We start from the raw sequence: 19,648 nt of genomic DNA, 5'->3' as shown, positions 1-19,648 counted from the left end.
TTATATTATTAAAAATTTTGATTGGTATAGAATTAGGTTACATGCATTTATTATTAGATAACTATATTTATAGGAGGCGGTTAGTATGAATACAAGTTTGTTTTTAATAATTGCTGTTTTTAGTGTTTTGTTGACGATGATAATTTCTATAAATGAAAAGCATAAAAAATAAACATTGTACATCGAAGTGTATATTAAATAAATAGTGATGAAAGAGATTAATTATATTACTTGTTCGAAGTGATGGTAAGTTTTGTGATATTTAATTAGCACCTATAATTTACACTGTAAAAGAAACTTTAAAGAGAGGTTTATGTTGGAAAGTTTATATAGAAAAATACAGATAGTATTAATATTATTAACAGCAGTTGTTTGTTTTAATGGGTTATTAAATACTAATGTAACGTTAAAATCGAATATAAATATTTTTGTTTTTAGTGGCATATTGTTATTGGCTTTTATTTGTTGGGCTTATGTTAAACTTAACAAATTTAAGTAATGGATGGGCAATGGATTAGAAAAGCAATGAGAAATTTTAAAATATAAAGTGCAAGTATTCAACGACAGTAAGTGTCTGAGATATATAAAGGTCCTAGGCTCGTTTGCTACGTTTAGACAAATACTTAAGACGAAGAATGTTAAGAGAAAATTAAAGATAAAATAATATCTGCCATACAATAATATTGTTATACTACTAGAGACTGATTTATTAGCATGATTACATGTTAATGTTTCTTTACTTAGTAATTAACTTTATAATGTAAGAATAATTATCTTCAGCCAAAGAAAGGGATTGATGATTTGTCGTTTCATCAAGTAGAAGAATGGTTTGAGATATTTCGACAGTTTGGTTATTTACCTGGATTCATATTGTTATATATAAGAGCGATTATTCCAGTATTTCCATTAGCACTCTATATTTTAATTAATATTCAAGCCTATGGACCTATTTTAGGTATATTGATTAGTTGGCTTGGATTAATTTCTGGAACATTTACAGTCTATTTGATCTGTAAACGATTGGTGAACACTGAAAGGATGCAGCGAATTAAACAACGTACTGCTGTTCAACGCTTGATTAGTTTTATTGATCGCCAAGGATTAATCCCATTGTTTATTTTACTATGTTTTCCTTTTACGCCAAATACATTAATAAATTTTGTAGCGAGTCTATCTCATATTAGACCTAAATATTATTTTATTGTTTTGGCATCATCAAAGTTAGTTTCAACAATTATTTTAGGTTATTTAGGAAAGGAAATTACTACAATTTTAACGCATCCTTTAAGAGGGATATTAATGTTAGTTGTGTTGATTGTATTTTGGATTGTTGGAAAAAAGTTAGAACAGCATTTTATGGGGTCGAAAAAGGAGTGACATCGTGAAAAAAGTTGTAAAATATTTGATTTCATTGATACTTGCTATTATCATTGTACTGTTCGTACAAACTTTTGTAATAGTTGGTCATGTCATTCCGAATAATGATATGTCACCAACCCTGAACAAAGGGGATCGTGTTATTGTAAATAAAATTAAAGTTACATTTAATCAATTGAATAATGGTGATATCATTACATATAGGCGTGGTAACGAGATATATACTAGTCGAATTATTGCCAAACCTGGTCAATCAATGGCGTTTCGTCAGGGACAATTATACCGTGATGACCGACCGGTTGACGCATCTTATGCCAAGAACAGAAAAATTAAAGATTTTAGTTTGCGCAATTTTAAAGAATTAGATGGAGATATTATACCGCCTAACAATTTTGTTGTGCTAAATGATCATGATAACAATCAGCATGATTCTAGACAATTTGGTTTAGTTGATAAAAAGGATATTATTGGTAATATAAGTTTGAGATATTATCCTTTTTCAAAATGGACGATTCAGTTCAAATCTTAAAAAGAGGTGTCAAAATTGAAAAAAGAATTATTGGAATGGATTATTTCAATTGCAGTCGCTTTTGTCATTTTATTTATAGTAGGTAAATTTATTGTTACACCATATACAATTAAAGGTGAATCAATGGATCCAACTTTGAAAGATGGCGAGCGAGTAGCTGTAAACATTATTGGATATAAAACAGGTGGTTTGGAAAAAGGTAATGTAGTTGTCTTCCATGCAAACAAAAATGATGACTATGTTAAACGTGTCATCGGTGTTCCTGGCGATAAAGTAGAATATAAAAATGATACATTATATGTCAATGGCAAAAAACAAGATGAACCATATTTAAACTACAATTTAAAACATAAACAAGGTGATTACATTACTGGGACTTTCCAAGTTAAAGATTTACCGAATGCGAACCCTAAATCAAATGTCATTCCAAAAGGTAAATATTTAGTTCTTGGGGATAATCGTGAAGTAAGTAAAGATAGCCGTGCGTTTGGCCTTATTGATGAAGATCAAATTGTTGGTAAAGTTTCATTTAGATTCTGGCCATTCAGCGAATTTAAATATAATTTCAATCCTGAAAATACTAAAAATTAATATGAAACAAATACAACATCGTTTGTCGGTTTTAATACTGATAAACGATGTTTTATTTTGTCAGTACCACAATAAAAGCTAAGTTCGAAATGAACTTATAATAAATCAATCACAATCACTTTGTGTTAAAATATGTGTCAAAGGAAGTGAGGGTTTGTCATGACATTACATGCTTATTTAGGTAGAGCGGGAACAGGTAAGTCTATGAAAATGTTGACCGAAATAAAACAAAAAATGAAAGCAGATCCGCTTGGAGATCCAATCATTTTAATTGCGCCAACTCAAAGTACATTTCAATTAGAACAAGCCTTTGTCAATGATTCGGAATTAAATGGTAGTTTAAGAACAGAAGTGTTGCATTTTGAACGATTAAGTCATCGTATTTTCCAAGAAGTTGGTAGTTATAGCGAACAAAAGTTATCTAAAGCTGCAACGGAAATGATGATTTATAACATTGTTCAAGAACAACAAAAGTATTTAAAACTTTATCAATCACAAGCAAAATATTATGGGTTTAGTGAAAAATTAACAGAACAAATTCAAGATTTTAAAAAATATGCAGTAACGCCTGAACATTTAGAAAGCTTTATTGCTGATAAAAATATGCAAACTCGAACTAAAAATAAGTTAGAGGATATTGCTTTAATATACCGAGAGTTCGAACAACGCATTCAAAACGAGTTTATTACGGGTGAGGATGCATTACAATATTTTATTGATTGTATGCCGAAATCAGAGTGGCTAAAACGTGCTGATATATATATTGATGGTTTTCACAACTTTTCAACGATTGAGTATTTAATAATCAAAGGATTAATTAAATATGCGAAGAGTGTCACAATTATATTGACGACAGATGGTAACCACGATCAATTCAGTTTATTTAGAAAACCATCGGAAGTGTTACGACATATTGAAGAAATAGCAAATGAACTCAATATTTCTATTGAACGTCAATATTTCAAGCAATTATATCGCTTTAATAATCAAGATTTAAAGCATCTTGAACAAGAATTTGATGCACTTCAAATCAATCGAGTGGCATGTCAAGGTCATATCAATATTTTAGAATCTGCGACTATGAGAGAGGAAATAAATGAAATTGCACGACGTATCATCGTTGATATTCGTGATAAGCAATTACGATATAAAGATATTGCTATTTTATATCGTGACGAGTCTTATGCTTATTTATTTGATTCCATATTACCGCTTTATAATATTCCTTATAACATTGATACAAAGCGTTCGATGACACATCATCCGGTCATGGAAATGATTCGTTCATTGATTGAAGTTATTCAATCTAATTGGCAAGTTAATCCAATGCTACGCTTATTAAAGACTGATGTGTTAACGGCATCATATCTAAAAAGTGCATACTTAGTTGATTTACTTGAAAATTTTGTACTTGAACGTGGTATATACGGTAAACGTTGGTTAGATGATGAGCTATTTAATGTCGAACATTTTAGCAAAATGGGGCGTAAAGCGCATAAACTGACCGAAGATGAACGTAACACATTTGAACAAGTCGTTAAGTTAAAGAAAGATGTCATTGATAAAATTTTACATTTTGAAAAGCAAATGTCACAAGCAGCAACTGTAAAAGACTTTGCAACTGCTTTTTATGAAAGTATGGAATATTTTGAACTGCCAAATCAATTGATGACGGAGCGAGATGAACTTGATTTAAATGGTAATCATGAAAAGGCGGAAGAAATTGATCAAATATGGAATGGCTTAATTCAAATCCTCGATGACTTAGTTCTAGTATTTGGAGATGAACCAATGTCGATGGAACGTTTCTTAGAAGTATTTGATATTGGTTTAGAACAATTAGAATTTGTTATGATTCCGCAAACATTGGATCAAGTTAGTATTGGTACGATGGATTTGGCTAAAGTCGACAATAAGCAACATGTTTACTTAGTTGGAATGAATGATGGTACGATGCCACAACCAGTAACTGCGTCAAGCTTGATTACAGATGAAGAAAAGAAATACTTTGAACAGCAGGCTAATGTCGAGTTAAGTCCAACATCAGATATTTTACAGATGGATGAAGCATTTGTTTGTTATGTTGCTATGACTAGAGCTAAGGGAAATGTTACATTTTCTTATAGTCTAATGGGATCAAGTGGTGATGATAAGGAAATCAGCCCATTTTTAAATCAAATTCAATCATTGTTCAACCAATTGGAAATTACTAACATTCCTCAATACCATGAAGTTAACCCATTGTCACTAATGCAACATGCTAAGCAAACCAAAATTACATTATTTGAAGCATTGCGTGCTTGGTTAGATGATGAAATTGTGGCTGATAGTTGGTTAGATGCTTATCAAGTAATTAGAGATAGCGATCATTTAAATCAAGGTTTAGATTATTTAATGTCAGCATTAACGTTTGACAATGAAACTGTAAAATTAGGTGAAACGTTGTCTAAAGATTTATATGGTAAGGAAATCAATGCCAGTGTATCTCGCTTTGAGGGATACCAACAATGCCCGTTTAAACATTATGCGTCACATGGTCTGAAACTAAATGAGCGAACGAAGTATGAACTTCAAAACTTTGATTTAGGTGATATTTTCCATTCCGTTTTAAAATATATATCTGAACGTATTAATGGCGATTTTAAACAATTAGACCTGAAAAAAATAAGACAATTAACGAATGAAGCATTGGAAGAAATTTTACCTAAAGTTCAGTTTAATTTATTAAATTCTTCAGCTTACTATCGTTATTTATCAAGACGCATTGGCGCTATTGTAGAAACAACACTAAGCGCATTAAAATATCAAGGCACGTATTCAAAGTTTATGCCAAAACATTTTGAGACAAGTTTTAGAAGGAAACCAAGAACAAATGACGAATTAATTGCACAAACATTAACGACAACTCAAGGTATTCCAATTAATATTAGAGGGCAAATTGACCGTATCGATACGTATACAAAGAATGATACAAGTTTTGTTAATATCATTGACTATAAATCCTCTGAAGGTAGTGCGACACTTGATTTAACAAAAGTATATTATGGTATGCAAATGCAAATGATGACATACATGGATATCGTCTTACAAAATAAACAACGCCTTGGATTAACAGATATTGTGAAACCAGGCGGATTATTATATTTCCATGTACATGAACCTAGAATTAAATTTAAATCTTGGGCAGATATTGATGAAGATAAACTAGAACAAGATTTAATTAAAAAGTTTAAGCTGAGTGGTTTAGTGAATGCAGACCAAACTGTTATTGATGCATTGGATATTCGTTTAGAACCTAAATTCACTTCAGATATTGTACCAGTTGGTTTGAATAAAGATGGCTCTTTGAGTAAACGAGGCAGCCAAGTTGCAGATGAAGCAACGATTTATAAATTCATCCAACATAACAAAGAAAATTTTATAGAAACAGCTTCAAATATTATGGATGGGCATACTGAAGTTGCACCATTAAAGTACAAACAAAAATTGCCATGTGCTTTTTGTAGTTATCAATCGGTATGTCATGTAGATGGCATGATTGATAGTAAGCGATATCGAACTGTAGATGAAACAATAAATCCAATTGAAGCAATTCAAAATATTAACATTGATGATGAATTTGGGGGTGAGCAATAGATGACAATTCCAGAGAAACCACAAGGCGTGATTTGGACTGACGCGCAATGGCAAAGTATTTACGCAACTGGACAAGATGTACTTGTTGCAGCCGCGGCAGGTTCAGGTAAAACAGCTGTACTAGTTGAGCGTATTATCCAAAAGATTTTACGTGATGGCATTGATGTCGATCGACTTTTAGTCGTAACGTTTACAAACTTAAGTGCACGTGAAATGAAGCATCGTGTAGACCAACGTATTCAAGAGGCATCGATTGCTGATCCTGCAAATGCACACTTGAAAAACCAACGCATCAAAATTCATCAAGCACAAATATCTACACTTCATAGTTTTTGCTTGAAATTAATTCAACAGCATTATGATGTATTAAATATTGACCCGAACTTTAGAACAAGCAGTGAAGCTGAAAATATTTTATTATTAGAACAAACGATAGATGAAGTCATAGAACAACATTACGATATCCTTGATCCTGCTTTTATTGAATTAACAGAGCAATTGTCTTCAGATAGAAGTGATGATCAGTTTCGAATGATTATTAAACAATTGTATTTCTTTAGCGTTGCAAATCCAAATCCTACAGATTGGTTGGATCAATTGGTGACACCATACGAAGAAGAAGCACAACAAGCGGAACTTATTCAACTACTAACAGACTTATCTAAAGTATTTATCACAGCTGCATATGATGCTTTAAATAAGGCGTATGATTTGTTTAGTATGATGGATGGCGTCGATAAACATTTAGCTGTTATAGAAGATGAACGACGTTTAATGAGGCGTGTTTTAGAAGGTGGCTTTATTGATATACCTTATTTAACTGGTCACGAATTTGGCGCGCGTTTGCCTAATATAACAGCGAAAATTAAAGAAGCAAATGAAATGATGGTCGATGCCTTAGAAGATGCTAAACTTCAGTATAAAAAATATAAATCATTAATTGATAAAGTGAAAAGTGATTACTTTTCAAGAGAAGCTGATGATTTGAAAGCTGATATGCAACAATTGGCGCCACGAGTAAAGTACCTTGCGCGTATTGTGAAAGATGTTATGTCAGAATTCAATCGAAAAAAGCGTAGCAAAAATATTCTGGATTTTTCTGATTATGAACATTTTGCATTACAAATTTTAACTAATGAGGATGGTTCGCCTTCAGAAATTGCTGAATCATACCGTCAACACTTCCAAGAAATATTGGTCGATGAGTATCAAGATACGAACCGAGTTCAAGAGAAAATACTATCTTGCATCAAAACGGGTGATGAACATAATGGTAATTTATTTATGGTTGGAGATGTTAAGCAGTCCATTTATAAATTTAGACAAGCTGATCCAAGTTTATTTATTGAAAAGTATCAACGCTTTACTATAGATGGAGATGGCACTGGACGTCGAATTGATTTGTCGCAAAACTTCCGTTCTCGAAAAGAAGTACTGTCAACGACAAACTATATATTCAAACATATGATGGATGAACAAGTCGGTGAAGTAAAATATGATGAAGCGGCACAGTTGTATTATGGTGCACCATATGATGAATCAGACCATCCAGTAAACTTAAAAGTGCTTGTTGAAGCGGATCAAGAACATAGTGATTTAACTGGTAGTGAACAAGAAGCGCATTTTATAGTAGAACAAGTTAAAGATATTTTAGAACATCAAAAAGTTTATGATATGAAAACAGGAAGCTATAGAAGTGCGACATACAAGGATATCGTTATTCTAGAACGCAGCTTTGGGCAAGCTCGCAATTTACAACAAGCCTTTAAAAATGAAGATATTCCGTTCCATGTGAATAGTCGTGAAGGTTACTTTGAACAAACAGAAGTCCGTTTAGTATTATCATTTTTAAGAGCGATAGATAATCCATTACAAGATATTTATTTAGTTGGGTTAATGCGCTCCGTTATATATCAGTTCAAAGAAGACGAATTAGCTCAAATTAGAATATTGAGTCCAAATGATGATTACTTCTATCAATCGATTGTAAATTACATTAATGACGAAGCAGCAGATGCTATTTTAGTTGATAAATTAAAAATGTTTTTATCAGATATTCATAGTTACCAACAATATAGTAAAGATCATCCGGTGTATCAGTTAATTGATAAATTTTATAATGATCATTATGTTATTCAATACTTTAGTGGACTCATTGGTGGACGTGGAAGACGTGCAAATCTTTATGGTTTATTTAATAAAGCTATCGAGTTTGAGAATTCAAGTTTTAGAGGTTTATATCAATTTATTCGTTTTATCGATGAATTGATTGAAAGAGGCAAAGATTTTGGTGAGGAAAACGTAGTTGGTCCAAACGATAATGTCGTTAGAATGATGACAATTCATAGTAGTAAAGGTTTAGAGTTTCCTTTTGTTATTTATTCTGGATTGTCAAAAGATTTTAATAAACGTGATTTGAAACAACCAGTTATTTTAAATCAGCAATTTGGTCTCGGAATGGATTATTTTGATGTGGATAAAGAAATGGCATTTCCATCTTTAGCTTCGGTTGCATATAGAGCTGTTGCCGAAAAAGAACTTGTATCAGAAGAAATGCGATTAGTCTATGTAGCATTAACAAGAGCGAAAGAACAACTTTATTTAATTGGTAGAGTGAAAAATGATAAATCATTACTAGAACTAGAGCAATTGTCTATTTCTGGTGAGCACATTGCTGTCAATGAACGATTAACTTCACCAAATCCGTTCCATCTAATTTATAGTATTTTATCTAAACATCAATCTGCGTCAATTCCAGATGATTTAAAATTTGAAAAAGATATAGCACAAGTTGAAGATAGTAGTCGTCCGAATGTAAATATTTCAATTGTGTACTTTGAAGATGTGTCTACAGAAACCATTTTAGATAATGATGAGTATCGTTCGGTTAATCAATTAGAAACTATGCAAAATGGTAATGAAGATGTTAAAGCACAAATTAAACACCAACTTGATTATCAATATCCATATGTAAATGATACTAAAAAGCCCTCAAAACAATCTGTTTCTGAATTGAAAAGACAATATGAAACTGAAGAAAGTGGCACAAGTTACGAACGAGTAAGGCAATATCGTATCGGTTTTTCAACGTATGAACGACCTAAATTTCTAAGTGAACAAGGTAAACGAAAAGCGAATGAAATTGGTACGTTAATGCATACAGTGATGCAACATTTACCATTCAAAAAAGAACGCATATCTAAAGTTGAGTTACATCAGTATATCGATGGATTAATCGATAAACATATTATCGAAGCAGATGCGAAAAAAGATATTCGTATGGATGAAATAATGACATTTATCAATAGTGAGTTATATTCGATTATTGCTGAAGCAGAGCAAGTTTATCGTGAATTACCGTTTGTAGTTAACCAAGCATTAGTTGACCAATTGCCACAAGGAGACGAAGACGTCTCAATTATTCAAGGTATGATTGACTTAATCTTTGTTAAAGATGGTGTGCATTATTTTGTAGACTATAAAACCGATGCATTTAATCGTCGCCGTGGGATGACAGATGAAGAAATTGGTACACAATTAAAAAATAAATATAAGATACAGATGAAATATTATCAAAATACGCTTCAAACGATTCTTAATAAAGAAGTTAAAGGTTATTTATACTTCTTCAAATTTGGTACATTGCAACTATAGTATTTTGATTTTCAAAAGAATAAAAAATAATTTCGATTAAGTGCAAAGTCCTTGTAGCAGAATGAACACAACTCATTTTCAAAATTGTCTTACTTATTTATTTGTTATTTGATAACGAAAAAAGTTATAATGTGAATTAAGATAAAGATGAGGAGTTGAGAATGAATGAAATTCTTATCATTCAAGTATAATGACAAAACTTCATATGGCGTTAAAGTAAAACGCGAAGATGCTGTATGGGATTTAACACAAGTATTTGCTGACTTTGCAGAAGGAGATTTCCATCCTAAAACATTGTTAGCTGGTTTACAACAAAATCATACTTTAGATTTTCAAGAACAAGTACGTAAAGCAGTTGTAGCAGCAGAAGATAGCGGCAAAGCTGAAGACTATAAAATTTCATTTAATGATATTGAATTTTTACCACCAGTAACACCTCCGAATAATGTGATTGCTTTTGGTAGAAATTACAAAGATCATGCGAACGAATTAAATCATGAAGTAGAAAGATTATATGTATTTACAAAAGCAGCGTCATCTTTAACTGGAGATAATGCAACAATTCCAAATCATAAAGATATTACTGATCAATTAGATTATGAAGGTGAATTAGGTATTGTTATTGGTAAGTCTGGTGAAAAGATTCCAAAAGCATTAGCTTTAGATTATGTTTACGGCTATACAATTATTAACGATATCACTGATCGCAAAGCACAAAGTGAACAAGATCAAGCATTTTTATCAAAAAGTTTAACTGGCGGTTGCCCAATGGGTCCTTATATCGTTACTAAAGACGAACTACCATTACCTGAAAATGTAAATATTGTTACAAAAGTTAACAATGAAATTAGACAAGATGGTAACACTGGCGAAATGATTCTTAAAATTGATGAATTAATAGAAGAAATTTCAAAATATGTTGCACTACATCCGGGAGATATTATTGCAACTGGTACACCAGCAGGCGTTGGTGCAGGTATGCAACCACCTAAATTCTTACAACCAGGTGATGAAGTTAAAGTGACTATTGATAATATTGGAACGCTGACAACTTATATCGCTAAATAATTATCATTTAAAAAGCTAACCAGTCTTTATATAGATTGGTTAGTTTTTTTCTTGCTTTTCTAAAAAGGTGTTAAAGATCATTGTTTATAATGTTACCATTTTGAGACGAAAGTGAAATGTTGATATTAAGCAGTAGTTGATTATTTTACAGCAGATGCACAATATTCTAATAAGTAATAAAATGTCATGTTCTTCCTCACAAATATAGAAGTGTGGTAAAATATGTATTTGTGTATGAATAAATAATGATTAAATTATAAGAAAGTGGGTATTTATCCCATGAAGTTTTAATTTAATAACTAAAATTATTAAAGTGGGGGAATTAATATGTTACATTTACATATTTTAAGTTGGGTATTAGCAATCATTTTATTTATCGCTACATACTTAAATATTTCAAAAAATCAAGGTGGTACGCCATATTTCAAACCATTACATATGGTACTACGATTATTTATGCTGTTGACGTTAATTTCAGGATTTTGGATATTAATTCAGTCATTTATGAATGGCGGGGCAAATCATATGTTGCTTACATTGAAAATGCTGTGTGGTGTTGCAGTAGTTGGATTGATGGAAGTGTCGATTGCTAAAAGAAAGAGACATGAACAAAGTCACACAATGTTTTGGATAACAATTGCATTAATTATCATCACAATGGTATTAGGTGTCATTCTACCGTTAGGGCCTATATCAAAATTATTCGGTATTGGCTAATTGATAAGACATATAGTATATGACATAAGGCATTGACAATTATTAGTCCAAGACCTTATGTCTTTTTTTGATTCTAAAAATGTTTAAACAAAAAAATGGACTGGATAGTAATACCAGTCCAACATAATTCTAACCTAGACAATTAAGATTAGATTGAATCGCATGATTCATTTATTTAGCTTTGTAACCAATCATATTGATTAAATCTTTAGGGTGACTATATGGTGGTGCATAAGCCACTTCAAACTCAGTTAACTCATCTACAGTTAGCTGGTTCATCATTGCCATCGATAGTACATCAATACGTTTATCTGCGCCTTCTTTTCCTACTGCAGCTGCTCTTAAAATCTGACGGTTTGAAGTGTCATAATATACTCTTAAGTGTAAAGGGGAATTTCCTGGGTAATAATTCGCGTGTGCACCTTGAGTGACTTCCACCATTTTATAGTCAAATTGCTTTAGTTCGTTTGGTTTAACGCCGACACTAGCAAATGTATAATCAAAGAACTTCACAATATTGTTGCCTAAGAAGCCTTTGAATTCAATAGTGTCATTTCCAGCAATTTGTTCGGCAACAATACTTGCTGCACGATGAGCGCCCCAAGCTAAAGGAACACTTGCCGGTAGATCGACATGTCGATAATGTGATGTTGCAATATCGCCTATTGCATAAATGTTTGGAACATTTGTTTCAAATTTATCGTTTACCGGTATGAAACCTTTTCGATCAAGTTTGATATTTGAACTTTCGATAAATTTTGAATTGGGGTGAGTACCGACACCTTCAATAATCATATCGTAATGTTCAACTCTTCCTGATTTAAATGTAATTTCATTTCCATTGATAGCAACAATTTCCTCATTTAAACGGTATGGAATCTCTCGCTTATCTAATTCATCAAGTATAGGTTGATTCATGTCGGCATCCATTAATTTATTTATCTTATCAGATCGATGAATTAAAGTAGGGTGTAAACCACGTTCATAAAGATTTTCAAGAACTTCTAATGAAACATACCCTGCACCTACAACCAATACTTTATCAACTTGATTTGCTTTGATGAATTGATCGATAGCATCAGTGTCTTCTAAATTTCTAAGTGTAAATGTAATATCACTTTCAAAGCCAAGGCTATGTGCACTTGCACCAGGGCTTAAAATGAGTTTATCGTATGATTCTTCAAATTGTTCGTTGGTCTTTCTATTTAATACAGATACAGTTTGTCTTTCATCATTGATTGCAATAACTTCATGATAAGTTTTTACTGTAATTTGCTTTCTATCATAAAATTTTTCAGGTGTATATGCTAAAGCATATTTTCTATCTTCAACAACTTCGCCAATGACATAAGGCAATGCACAATTAGCAAAGCTCATATCACGATCTTTTTCAAAAATAATAATGTCACTTTCTTTATCTAAACGTCGAATTTGGCTGGCACATGTAGCACCGCCAGCGACTGCTCCGACTACGACTATTTTGGGCATCGTAACTTACCTCCTATTGTTTTAAAATATTATAAAATGATTAGTTATAAATTAACAGTAATATCTAATATTTAAATTAAAGAAATCATTCAAATATCGACCAATGCCATCTTCATTATTGTTGAATGTAATATTGTTCGCTACATCTTTAAGTTCTTGCAAACCATTTTCCATAGCAACACCATGGCGGGCGTACTCAATCATTTCTATATCATTATCTTCATCACCGAATGCAATAATATTATTTCGGTCAATATTTAAAAATTGTCTAACTTGTTCAATACCTCTTGCTTTATTAATACCAAGTTTTACAATTTCAATGACAGGGAATGGTGCGCCCCAGCGTCGATGCTCAATATGATCGGCATAAAAATGAGTAAGCATATTTTTTATTTCAGGTATTTTACTTTCTTCGGCTTCAATTAAAATTGAGGTAGGGGATTCTTTCAAGTGGACAAGTAAATTACCAGTTTGAATTCTTGGATTACCCATTGAAAAACCTTCAAATAATCTTGGATCATGATTGTTAATGAAAACATAATCTTTCACTTCTGCAATAATATTCGATACTTGATATTGTTGTAATCCTTGAATAATATTTTGTGCGATGCCTAAATCTAAAATTTCATGGCAAGTTTTGAAGTTTTTATCTTTAGGGTGATGTACGTAAGCGCCATTAAAATTAACAATTGGTGTCGTTAAATTTAATTCATGATAATACATTTGACTTGCACGATAAGGTCTGCCAGTCGCAATCATAATTTGGTGTCCACGTTGTTGTAATTCATTTAATACTTGTTTAGTATATGATGAAATTTCTTTGTTATCGTTTAATAATGTTCCGTCTAAGTCTAGACATATTAAATGTGGTTGCATATCTCTCTCCTCATAAGTTGCTTAGTTCATATAGATACATCATAGCATTTTATTGGCGTTTTGTCGGATATTTGATATATTATGAATAATATGACATTAAAGAGGTGATATGGATGGAAGAGGCATTGAAAGATAGTATCTTAGGTGCATTAGAAATGGTAATTGACCCTGAATTAGGAATTGATATCGTTAATTTAGGTTTAGTATACAAAGTAAATGTTGATGATGAAGGCGTATGTACAGTTGATATGACTTTAACATCAATGGGATGTCCAATGGGACCTCAAATTATTGATCAAGTTAAAACAGTATTAGCAGAGATTCCTGAAATTCAGGATACTGAAGTGAATATCGTATGGAGTCCACCTTGGACAAAAGATATGATGTCACGTTACGCTAAGATTGCACTTGGTGTGAGCTAACATAAACTTGTATTGCTTGTAGAAATTGGAAATCCAATTGGGGCTCCGCGTCCAACTTGCATTGCTTGTAGAATTTCTTTTCGAAATTCTCTGTGTTGGGGCCCACTCCCCAACTCGCATTGCTTGTAGAATCTCTTTTCGAAATTCTCTGTGTTGGGGCCCCGCAGTCAATATAACATTGTAGAGTATAATTCATTGTGAATAAGCTCCCTTCAAAGTAGACATTGAAAAATGAAAATTTTGAAGGGAGCCTTATTTACGTTCTAGGTTCTGATTTTATTTTGAAAATTTATATTTAACTTGTTTCAAAAAATATGAACTAAGACAGTGACACGCACTTCTAAGAGTGCACAATTCATTTCCTAGTTGAATATTTTCTTTAAAATTTCTATAATAAATTGAATTTATATTACAGTTATATTACAATACATAATACTTCATAGTTTTTAAGTTGCCGAGTTGCATTACAAATTGGATTTCGAAATAAGAATCATCATTGGTAATTTTTTAATTTAACAGTATTTTAGTCAATATGATTTTGATGATGTCGTAATTCAATAATATACATATGCATTTCAATATTCTTTTAAACAGCATAACTAAATTTAATTAAGCATCTAAGAAGAACAGTTTTAAAAGGGAAGAATGCAAAAATGAACAAAACAAAGGGTTTTACAAAATATAAGAAAATGATATATATGCCAGGGCTCGATGGTTTGAGGGCAATCGCTGTTCTAGGAATTATTATTTACCACTTAAATAAGCAATGGTTGACAGGTGGCTTTTTAGGTGTAGATACATTTTTTGTGATCTCTGGTTATTTAATTACAAGCTTATTACTCAAAGAGTATGATGACACGGGTATCATTAAATTGAAAAGCTTTTGGATACGTCGTTTAAAACGTTTATTACCAGCAGTCATAGTTTTATTAATGGTTGTAGGGACAGCAACCTTATTATTAAAATCAGAAAATATCATTAGGGTTAAACATGATATTATTGCTGCGATATTTTATGTATCAAACTGGTGGTATATAGCAAAAGATGTTAATTATTTTGAGCAATTTTCATTTATGCCATTAAAGCATTTATGGTCTTTAGCAATTGAAGAACAGTATTACATATTTTTCCCAGTTATTTTGGTTACATTATTGTTAACAATTAAAAAGCGATACAAAATAGGATTTATTTTTTGGGGAGTATCTATAATTTCTTTAGGGTTAATGATGTTTATCTACAGTATTAATGGGGATCATTCACGAGTGTATTTTGGAACAGATACAAGATTACAGACATTGTTACTGGGTGTTATTTTAGCTTTTTTATGGCCACCGTTTAAATTGAAAAATGATCCACCTAAAGTTGTAAAATATATTATTGATAGCATAGGTAGTTTATCATTTATAGTACTTATATTATTATTTTTCATTATTAATGATGAGACGAATTGGATATATGATGGTGGTTTTTATTTAATATCCATATTAACGTTATTCATTATTGCCAGTGTCGTTCATCCATCTACATGGATAGCGAAGATATTTTCAAATCCAGTGTTAGTATTTATCGGGAAAAGGTCTTACAGTTTATATTTATGGCATTTTGCAGTAATTAGTTTCGTACATAGTTACTATGTAGACGGACAGATACCTGTATATGTGTACTTTATAGATATAAGTTTTACAATTATATTTGCAGAGCTATCATATCGCTTTATAGAAACTCCATTTAGAAAAGAAGGTATTAAAGCTTTAAATTGGCGACCTTCTTATATACCACAATTTATAAGAATGGCAATTGTAGTAACCTTGTTAATTCCATTTATGTTGATTTTAGTAGGTGCATTCAATAAATATGGTAAAGACATTATAGGAGAAAAAGCGAATAGCTTTGATACCACTATTGAAGATAATTATTTAATGCGGATAGCACCAATTGATAACATTCACATTGATGGCTTAGTAAGTGAGAAGAAAAAGGAATCTTCCGACGTATATAATAATATTAAACCTCTTTTAATCGGTGATTCAGTAATGGTTGATATCGGTGAGTCATTTAAGTCATCAGTTCCTAAGTCTAGAATTGATGGAAAAGTAGGGCGTCAATTGTATCAAACCTTACCTTTAGTTAAAGCGAATTATTCACAATATAAAAAATCATCTGATCAAGTCGTATTAGAATTAGGTACAAATGGCGACTTTACTGTCAAACAGCTCGACGATTTACTTAATCAATTTGGAAAAGCCAAGATTTATTTAGTTAATACACGTGTTCCAAGAATTTATGAGGCAAATGTAAATCGATTATTAGCTGACGCGGCGAAACGAAAGTCCAATGTCACATTAATTGATTGGTATAAGCGATCACAAGGACATAGTGAATATTTTGCACCAGACGGTGTACATTTAGAGTACAAAGGAGTCCTAGCTTTAAAAGATGAAATATTAAAAGCACTTAAAAAGAAATAACATATGTTTAATAAGTCTAGTTAATGTGTAACGTAACATTAGCTAGATTTTTTTAATTCAAAAATTTATTTACAAATATTAGGAAATTTAAGTGTAAAAGAGTTGATAAATGATTATATTGGGACTATAATATAACTAAGGTCAAAGAAAGTCAAAGTCAAAATTGCAACTTGACCAACTCTACAAATTAGAGGTGAAATTAATGGATATAAATAAAATGACATATGCAGTTCAAAGTGCTTTGCAACAAGCAGTTGAACTGAGTCAGCAACATAAATTACAAAATATAGAAATTGAGGCAATTTTAAGCGCTGCCTTAAATGAAAGTGAAAGCTTATATAAAAGTATTTTAGAACGAGCAAATATTGAGGTAGATCAATTAAACAAAGCTTATGAAGACAAACTAAACACCTATGCATCTGTAGAAGGTGACAATATACAATATGGTCAATATATTAGCCAACAAGCAAACCAATTGATAACTAAGGCTGAATCATACATGAAAGAATATGAAGATGAATATATTTCAATGGAGCATATTTTACGTTCGGCAATGGACATTGATCAAACAACAAAACATTATATAAATAATAAAGTAGAAGTTATCAAAGAAATTATTAAAAAAGTAAGAGGGGGAAATCACGTGACATCACAAAATCCAGAAGTTAATTACGAAGCATTAGCTAAATATGGCCGCGACTTAGTAGAAGAAGTTAGACAAGGTAAAATGGATCCTGTTATAGGAAGAGATGAAGAAATTCGAAATACGATTCGTATTTTAAGTCGTAAAACTAAAAACAACCCTGTGCTCATTGGTGAACCTGGTGTTGGTAAAACTGCAATTGTTGAAGGATTAGCGCAGCGTATAGTTAAGAAAGATGTGCCAGAATCATTATTAGATAAAACTGTTTTTGAGTTAGATTTAAGCGCATTAGTAGCGGGCGCTAAATATCGTGGTGAATTTGAAGAGAGATTAAAAGCAGTCCTAAAAGAAGTTAAAGAGTCTGATGGTAGAATTATATTATTTATTGATGAAATCCATATGCTTGTAGGTGCTGGTAAAACAGATGGTGCCATGGATGCAGGCAACATGCTAAAACCAATGTTAGCACGAGGAGAGTTACATTGTATTGGTGCAACAACTTTAAATGAATATCGAGAATATATTGAAAAAGATTCGGCATTAGAGCGTCGTTTCCAAAAAGTAGCAGTTAGTGAGCCTGATGTTGAAGATACAATTTCAATTTTACGTGGTTTAAAAGAACGATATGAAGTGTATCATGGTGTGCGTATTCAAGATAGAGCCTTAGTTGCTGCCGCTGAATTGTCTGATCGTTACATCACTGATCGTTTTTTACCAGATAAAGCGATTGATTTAGTTGACCAAGCATGTGCAACAATTCGTACGGAAATGGGATCAAATCCAACTGAATTGGATCAAGTTAATAGACGTGTTATGCAATTAGAAATTGAAGAAAGCGCACTTAAAAATGAATCTGACAATGCGAGCAAACAGAGATTACAAGAACTACAAGAAGAGCTTGCCAATGAAAAAGAGAAACAAGCAGCACTTCAATCTCGTGTAGAATCAGAAAAAGAAAAAATAGCAAATTTACAAGGAAAACGTGCGCAACTAGATGAAAGTAGACAAGCGTTGGAAGATGCACAAACAAATAACAATTTAGAAAAAGCAGCTGAACTACAATATGGAACAATTCCTCAATTGGAAAAAGAACTTAGAGAATTAGAGGATAATTTCCAAGATGAGCAAGGTGAAGATACAGATCGAATGATTCGTGAAGTTGTAACAGACGAAGAAATTGGCGATATTGTCAGCCAATGGACAGGCATACCAGTTTCAAAATTAGTTGAAACAGAACGTGAAAAATTACTTCACTTAAGTGATATCTTGCATAAACGTGTTGTAGGCCAAGATAAAGCGGTTGACCTGGTTTCAGATGCAGTAGTTAGAGCAAGAGCAGGTATTAAAGATCCAAACAGACCTATTGGTAGTTTCTTATTCCTAGGTCCAACTGGGGTAGGTAAAACTGAATTAGCTAAATCATTAGCTGCATCATTATTTGATTCTGAAAAACATATGATTCGTATTGATATGAGTGAATATATGGAAAAACATGCAGTATCAAGATTGATAGGGGCACCTCCAGGATATATTGGACATGATGAAGGGGGTCAATTAACTGAAGCGGTTCGTCGTAATCCATACTCAGTTATTTTATTAGATGAGGTTGAAAAAGCGCATACTGACGTCTTTAATGTATTATTGCAAATTTTAGATGAAGGCCGTTTAACTGATTCTAAAGGACGTAGCGTTGATTTTAAAAATACTATTATTATTATGACAAGTAATATTGGATCTCAAGTTTTATTAGAAAACGTAAAAGAGACTGGTGAAATTACAGAACCAACAGAAAAAGCTGTTATGACAAGTTTAAATGCATATTTCAAACCAGAAATTTTGAATCGTATGGATGACATCGTATTATTTAAACCTTTATCTATTGATGACATGAGTATGATTGTAGACAAAATATTAACGCAATTAAATATAAGATTACTAGAACAACGAATCTCAATTGAAGTTTCTGATGATGCTAAAGCTTGGCTAGGTCAAGAGGCTTATGAACCTCAATACGGTGCAAGACCATTAAAACGTTTTGTACAACGCCAAATTGAAACACCATTAGCACGTATGATGATTAAAGAGGGATTCCCAGAAGGTACAACTATTAAAGTTAATTTAAATTCAGACAATAACTTAACGTTTAATGTTGAAAAAATTCATGAATAAAATTGAACCA

The 19,648-nt window shown here is 31.9% G+C and carries 12 protein-coding genes; 10 read left to right on the top strand and 2 right to left on the bottom strand.

Features of this window, described 5'->3' with window-relative positions:
- Window positions 1-801: 801 nt before the first annotated feature.
- From ACXQH5_RS02250 to ACXQH5_RS02220, 7 genes are all read left to right on the top strand, one after another.
- Complete coding sequence (locus ACXQH5_RS02250) at window positions 802-1,377, top strand: TVP38/TMEM64 family protein (RefSeq protein ID WP_000007965.1); 576 nt, start codon at window positions 802-804, stop codon at window positions 1,375-1,377.
- Between the two features lie 4 nt (window positions 1,378-1,381).
- On the top strand, window positions 1,382-1,906 hold the full coding sequence (lepB, locus tag ACXQH5_RS02245) for a signal peptidase I (RefSeq protein ID WP_000758211.1): 525 nt from the start codon (window positions 1,382-1,384) through the stop codon (window positions 1,904-1,906).
- Window positions 1,907-1,921: 15 nt separating this feature from the next.
- Window positions 1,922-2,497 (top strand): signal peptidase I, encoded by a 576-nt coding sequence (lepB, locus tag ACXQH5_RS02240; RefSeq protein WP_000711897.1) that lies wholly within the window; start codon window positions 1,922-1,924, stop codon window positions 2,495-2,497.
- 159 nt (window positions 2,498-2,656) lie between these two features.
- Complete coding sequence (addB, locus tag ACXQH5_RS02235) at window positions 2,657-6,133, top strand: helicase-exonuclease AddAB subunit AddB (protein WP_000172334.1); 3,477 nt, start codon at window positions 2,657-2,659, stop codon at window positions 6,131-6,133.
- Window positions 6,134-9,787: a helicase-exonuclease AddAB subunit AddA gene (addA, locus tag ACXQH5_RS02230; RefSeq protein ID WP_000154915.1), complete on the top strand. Its 3,654-nt coding sequence runs from the start codon at window positions 6,134-6,136 to the stop codon at window positions 9,785-9,787.
- Window positions 9,788-9,952: 165 nt separating this feature from the next.
- Complete coding sequence (locus ACXQH5_RS02225; protein ID WP_000670755.1) at window positions 9,953-10,855, top strand: fumarylacetoacetate hydrolase family protein; 903 nt, start codon at window positions 9,953-9,955, stop codon at window positions 10,853-10,855.
- A gap of 327 nt (window positions 10,856-11,182) precedes the next feature.
- Window positions 11,183-11,572, top strand: coding sequence for a YisL family protein (locus ACXQH5_RS02220; protein WP_000902813.1), 390 nt, complete (start codon window positions 11,183-11,185; stop codon window positions 11,570-11,572).
- 171 nt (window positions 11,573-11,743) lie between these two features.
- On the opposite strand, the gene ACXQH5_RS02215 is transcribed toward ACXQH5_RS02220, so the two are convergent.
- Both ACXQH5_RS02215 and ACXQH5_RS02210 read right to left on the bottom strand, forming a co-directional pair.
- Entirely contained in the window at window positions 11,744-13,060 is a 1,317-nt protein-coding gene (locus ACXQH5_RS02215) for a CoA-disulfide reductase (RefSeq protein ID WP_001124491.1), read from the bottom strand.
- A 51-nt stretch (window positions 13,061-13,111) separates the two neighbouring features.
- Window positions 13,112-13,936, bottom strand: coding sequence for a Cof-type HAD-IIB family hydrolase (locus ACXQH5_RS02210; protein ID WP_001182436.1), 825 nt, complete (start codon window positions 13,934-13,936; stop codon window positions 13,112-13,114).
- Window positions 13,937-14,049: 113 nt separating this feature from the next.
- Between ACXQH5_RS02210 and ACXQH5_RS02205 the strand changes: the two genes are divergently transcribed.
- The 3 genes from ACXQH5_RS02205 to clpB all read left to right on the top strand — a co-directional run bounded on the left by ACXQH5_RS02205 (window position 14,050) and on the right by clpB (window position 19,638).
- A complete protein-coding gene (locus ACXQH5_RS02205; RefSeq protein ID WP_000390575.1) occupies window positions 14,050-14,358 on the top strand; it encodes a metal-sulfur cluster assembly factor in 309 nt (102 codons plus the stop codon).
- Between the two features lie 653 nt (window positions 14,359-15,011).
- The gene (locus ACXQH5_RS02200) at window positions 15,012-16,826 is read left to right on the top strand and encodes an acyltransferase family protein (RefSeq protein ID WP_057504518.1); all 1,815 of its coding nucleotides are present in this window, start codon (window positions 15,012-15,014) and stop codon (window positions 16,824-16,826) included.
- Window positions 16,827-17,028: 202 nt separating this feature from the next.
- Window positions 17,029-19,638 carry an ATP-dependent chaperone ClpB gene (clpB, locus tag ACXQH5_RS02195; protein ID WP_000353962.1) on the top strand — a complete coding sequence of 870 codons (2,610 nt, stop codon included), beginning with the start codon at window positions 17,029-17,031 and terminating at the stop codon, window positions 19,636-19,638.
- Window positions 19,639-19,648: the final 10 nt, after the last annotated feature.

Source organism: Staphylococcus sp. SA22 (genome assembly GCF_054165785.1).
The sequence above is the reverse complement of the archived record's forward strand: the minus strand, read 5'-3'. Positions and strand labels throughout refer to the sequence as shown.

What these genes read in the sequence shown, in the direction of transcription:
- ACXQH5_RS02225 (WP_000670755.1), top strand. Translation starts at nt 9,953, where the DNA reads ATGAAATTCTTATCATTCAAGTATAATGACAAAACTTCATATGGCGTT.
- ACXQH5_RS02200 (WP_057504518.1), top strand. Translation starts at nt 15,012, where the DNA reads ATGAACAAAACAAAGGGTTTTACAAAATATAAGAAAATGATATATATG.
- ACXQH5_RS02210 (WP_001182436.1), bottom strand. Translation starts at nt 13,936, where the DNA reads ATGCAACCACATTTAATATGTCTAGACTTAGACGGAACATTATTAAAC.
- ACXQH5_RS02220 (WP_000902813.1), top strand. Translation starts at nt 11,183, where the DNA reads ATGTTACATTTACATATTTTAAGTTGGGTATTAGCAATCATTTTATTT.
- addA (WP_000154915.1), top strand. Translation starts at nt 6,134, where the DNA reads ATGACAATTCCAGAGAAACCACAAGGCGTGATTTGGACTGACGCGCAA.
- ACXQH5_RS02205 (WP_000390575.1), top strand. Translation starts at nt 14,050, where the DNA reads ATGGAAGAGGCATTGAAAGATAGTATCTTAGGTGCATTAGAAATGGTA.
- clpB (WP_000353962.1), top strand. Translation starts at nt 17,029, where the DNA reads ATGGATATAAATAAAATGACATATGCAGTTCAAAGTGCTTTGCAACAA.
- addB (WP_000172334.1), top strand. Translation starts at nt 2,657, where the DNA reads ATGACATTACATGCTTATTTAGGTAGAGCGGGAACAGGTAAGTCTATG.
- ACXQH5_RS02215 (WP_001124491.1), bottom strand. Translation starts at nt 13,060, where the DNA reads ATGCCCAAAATAGTCGTAGTCGGAGCAGTCGCTGGCGGTGCTACATGT.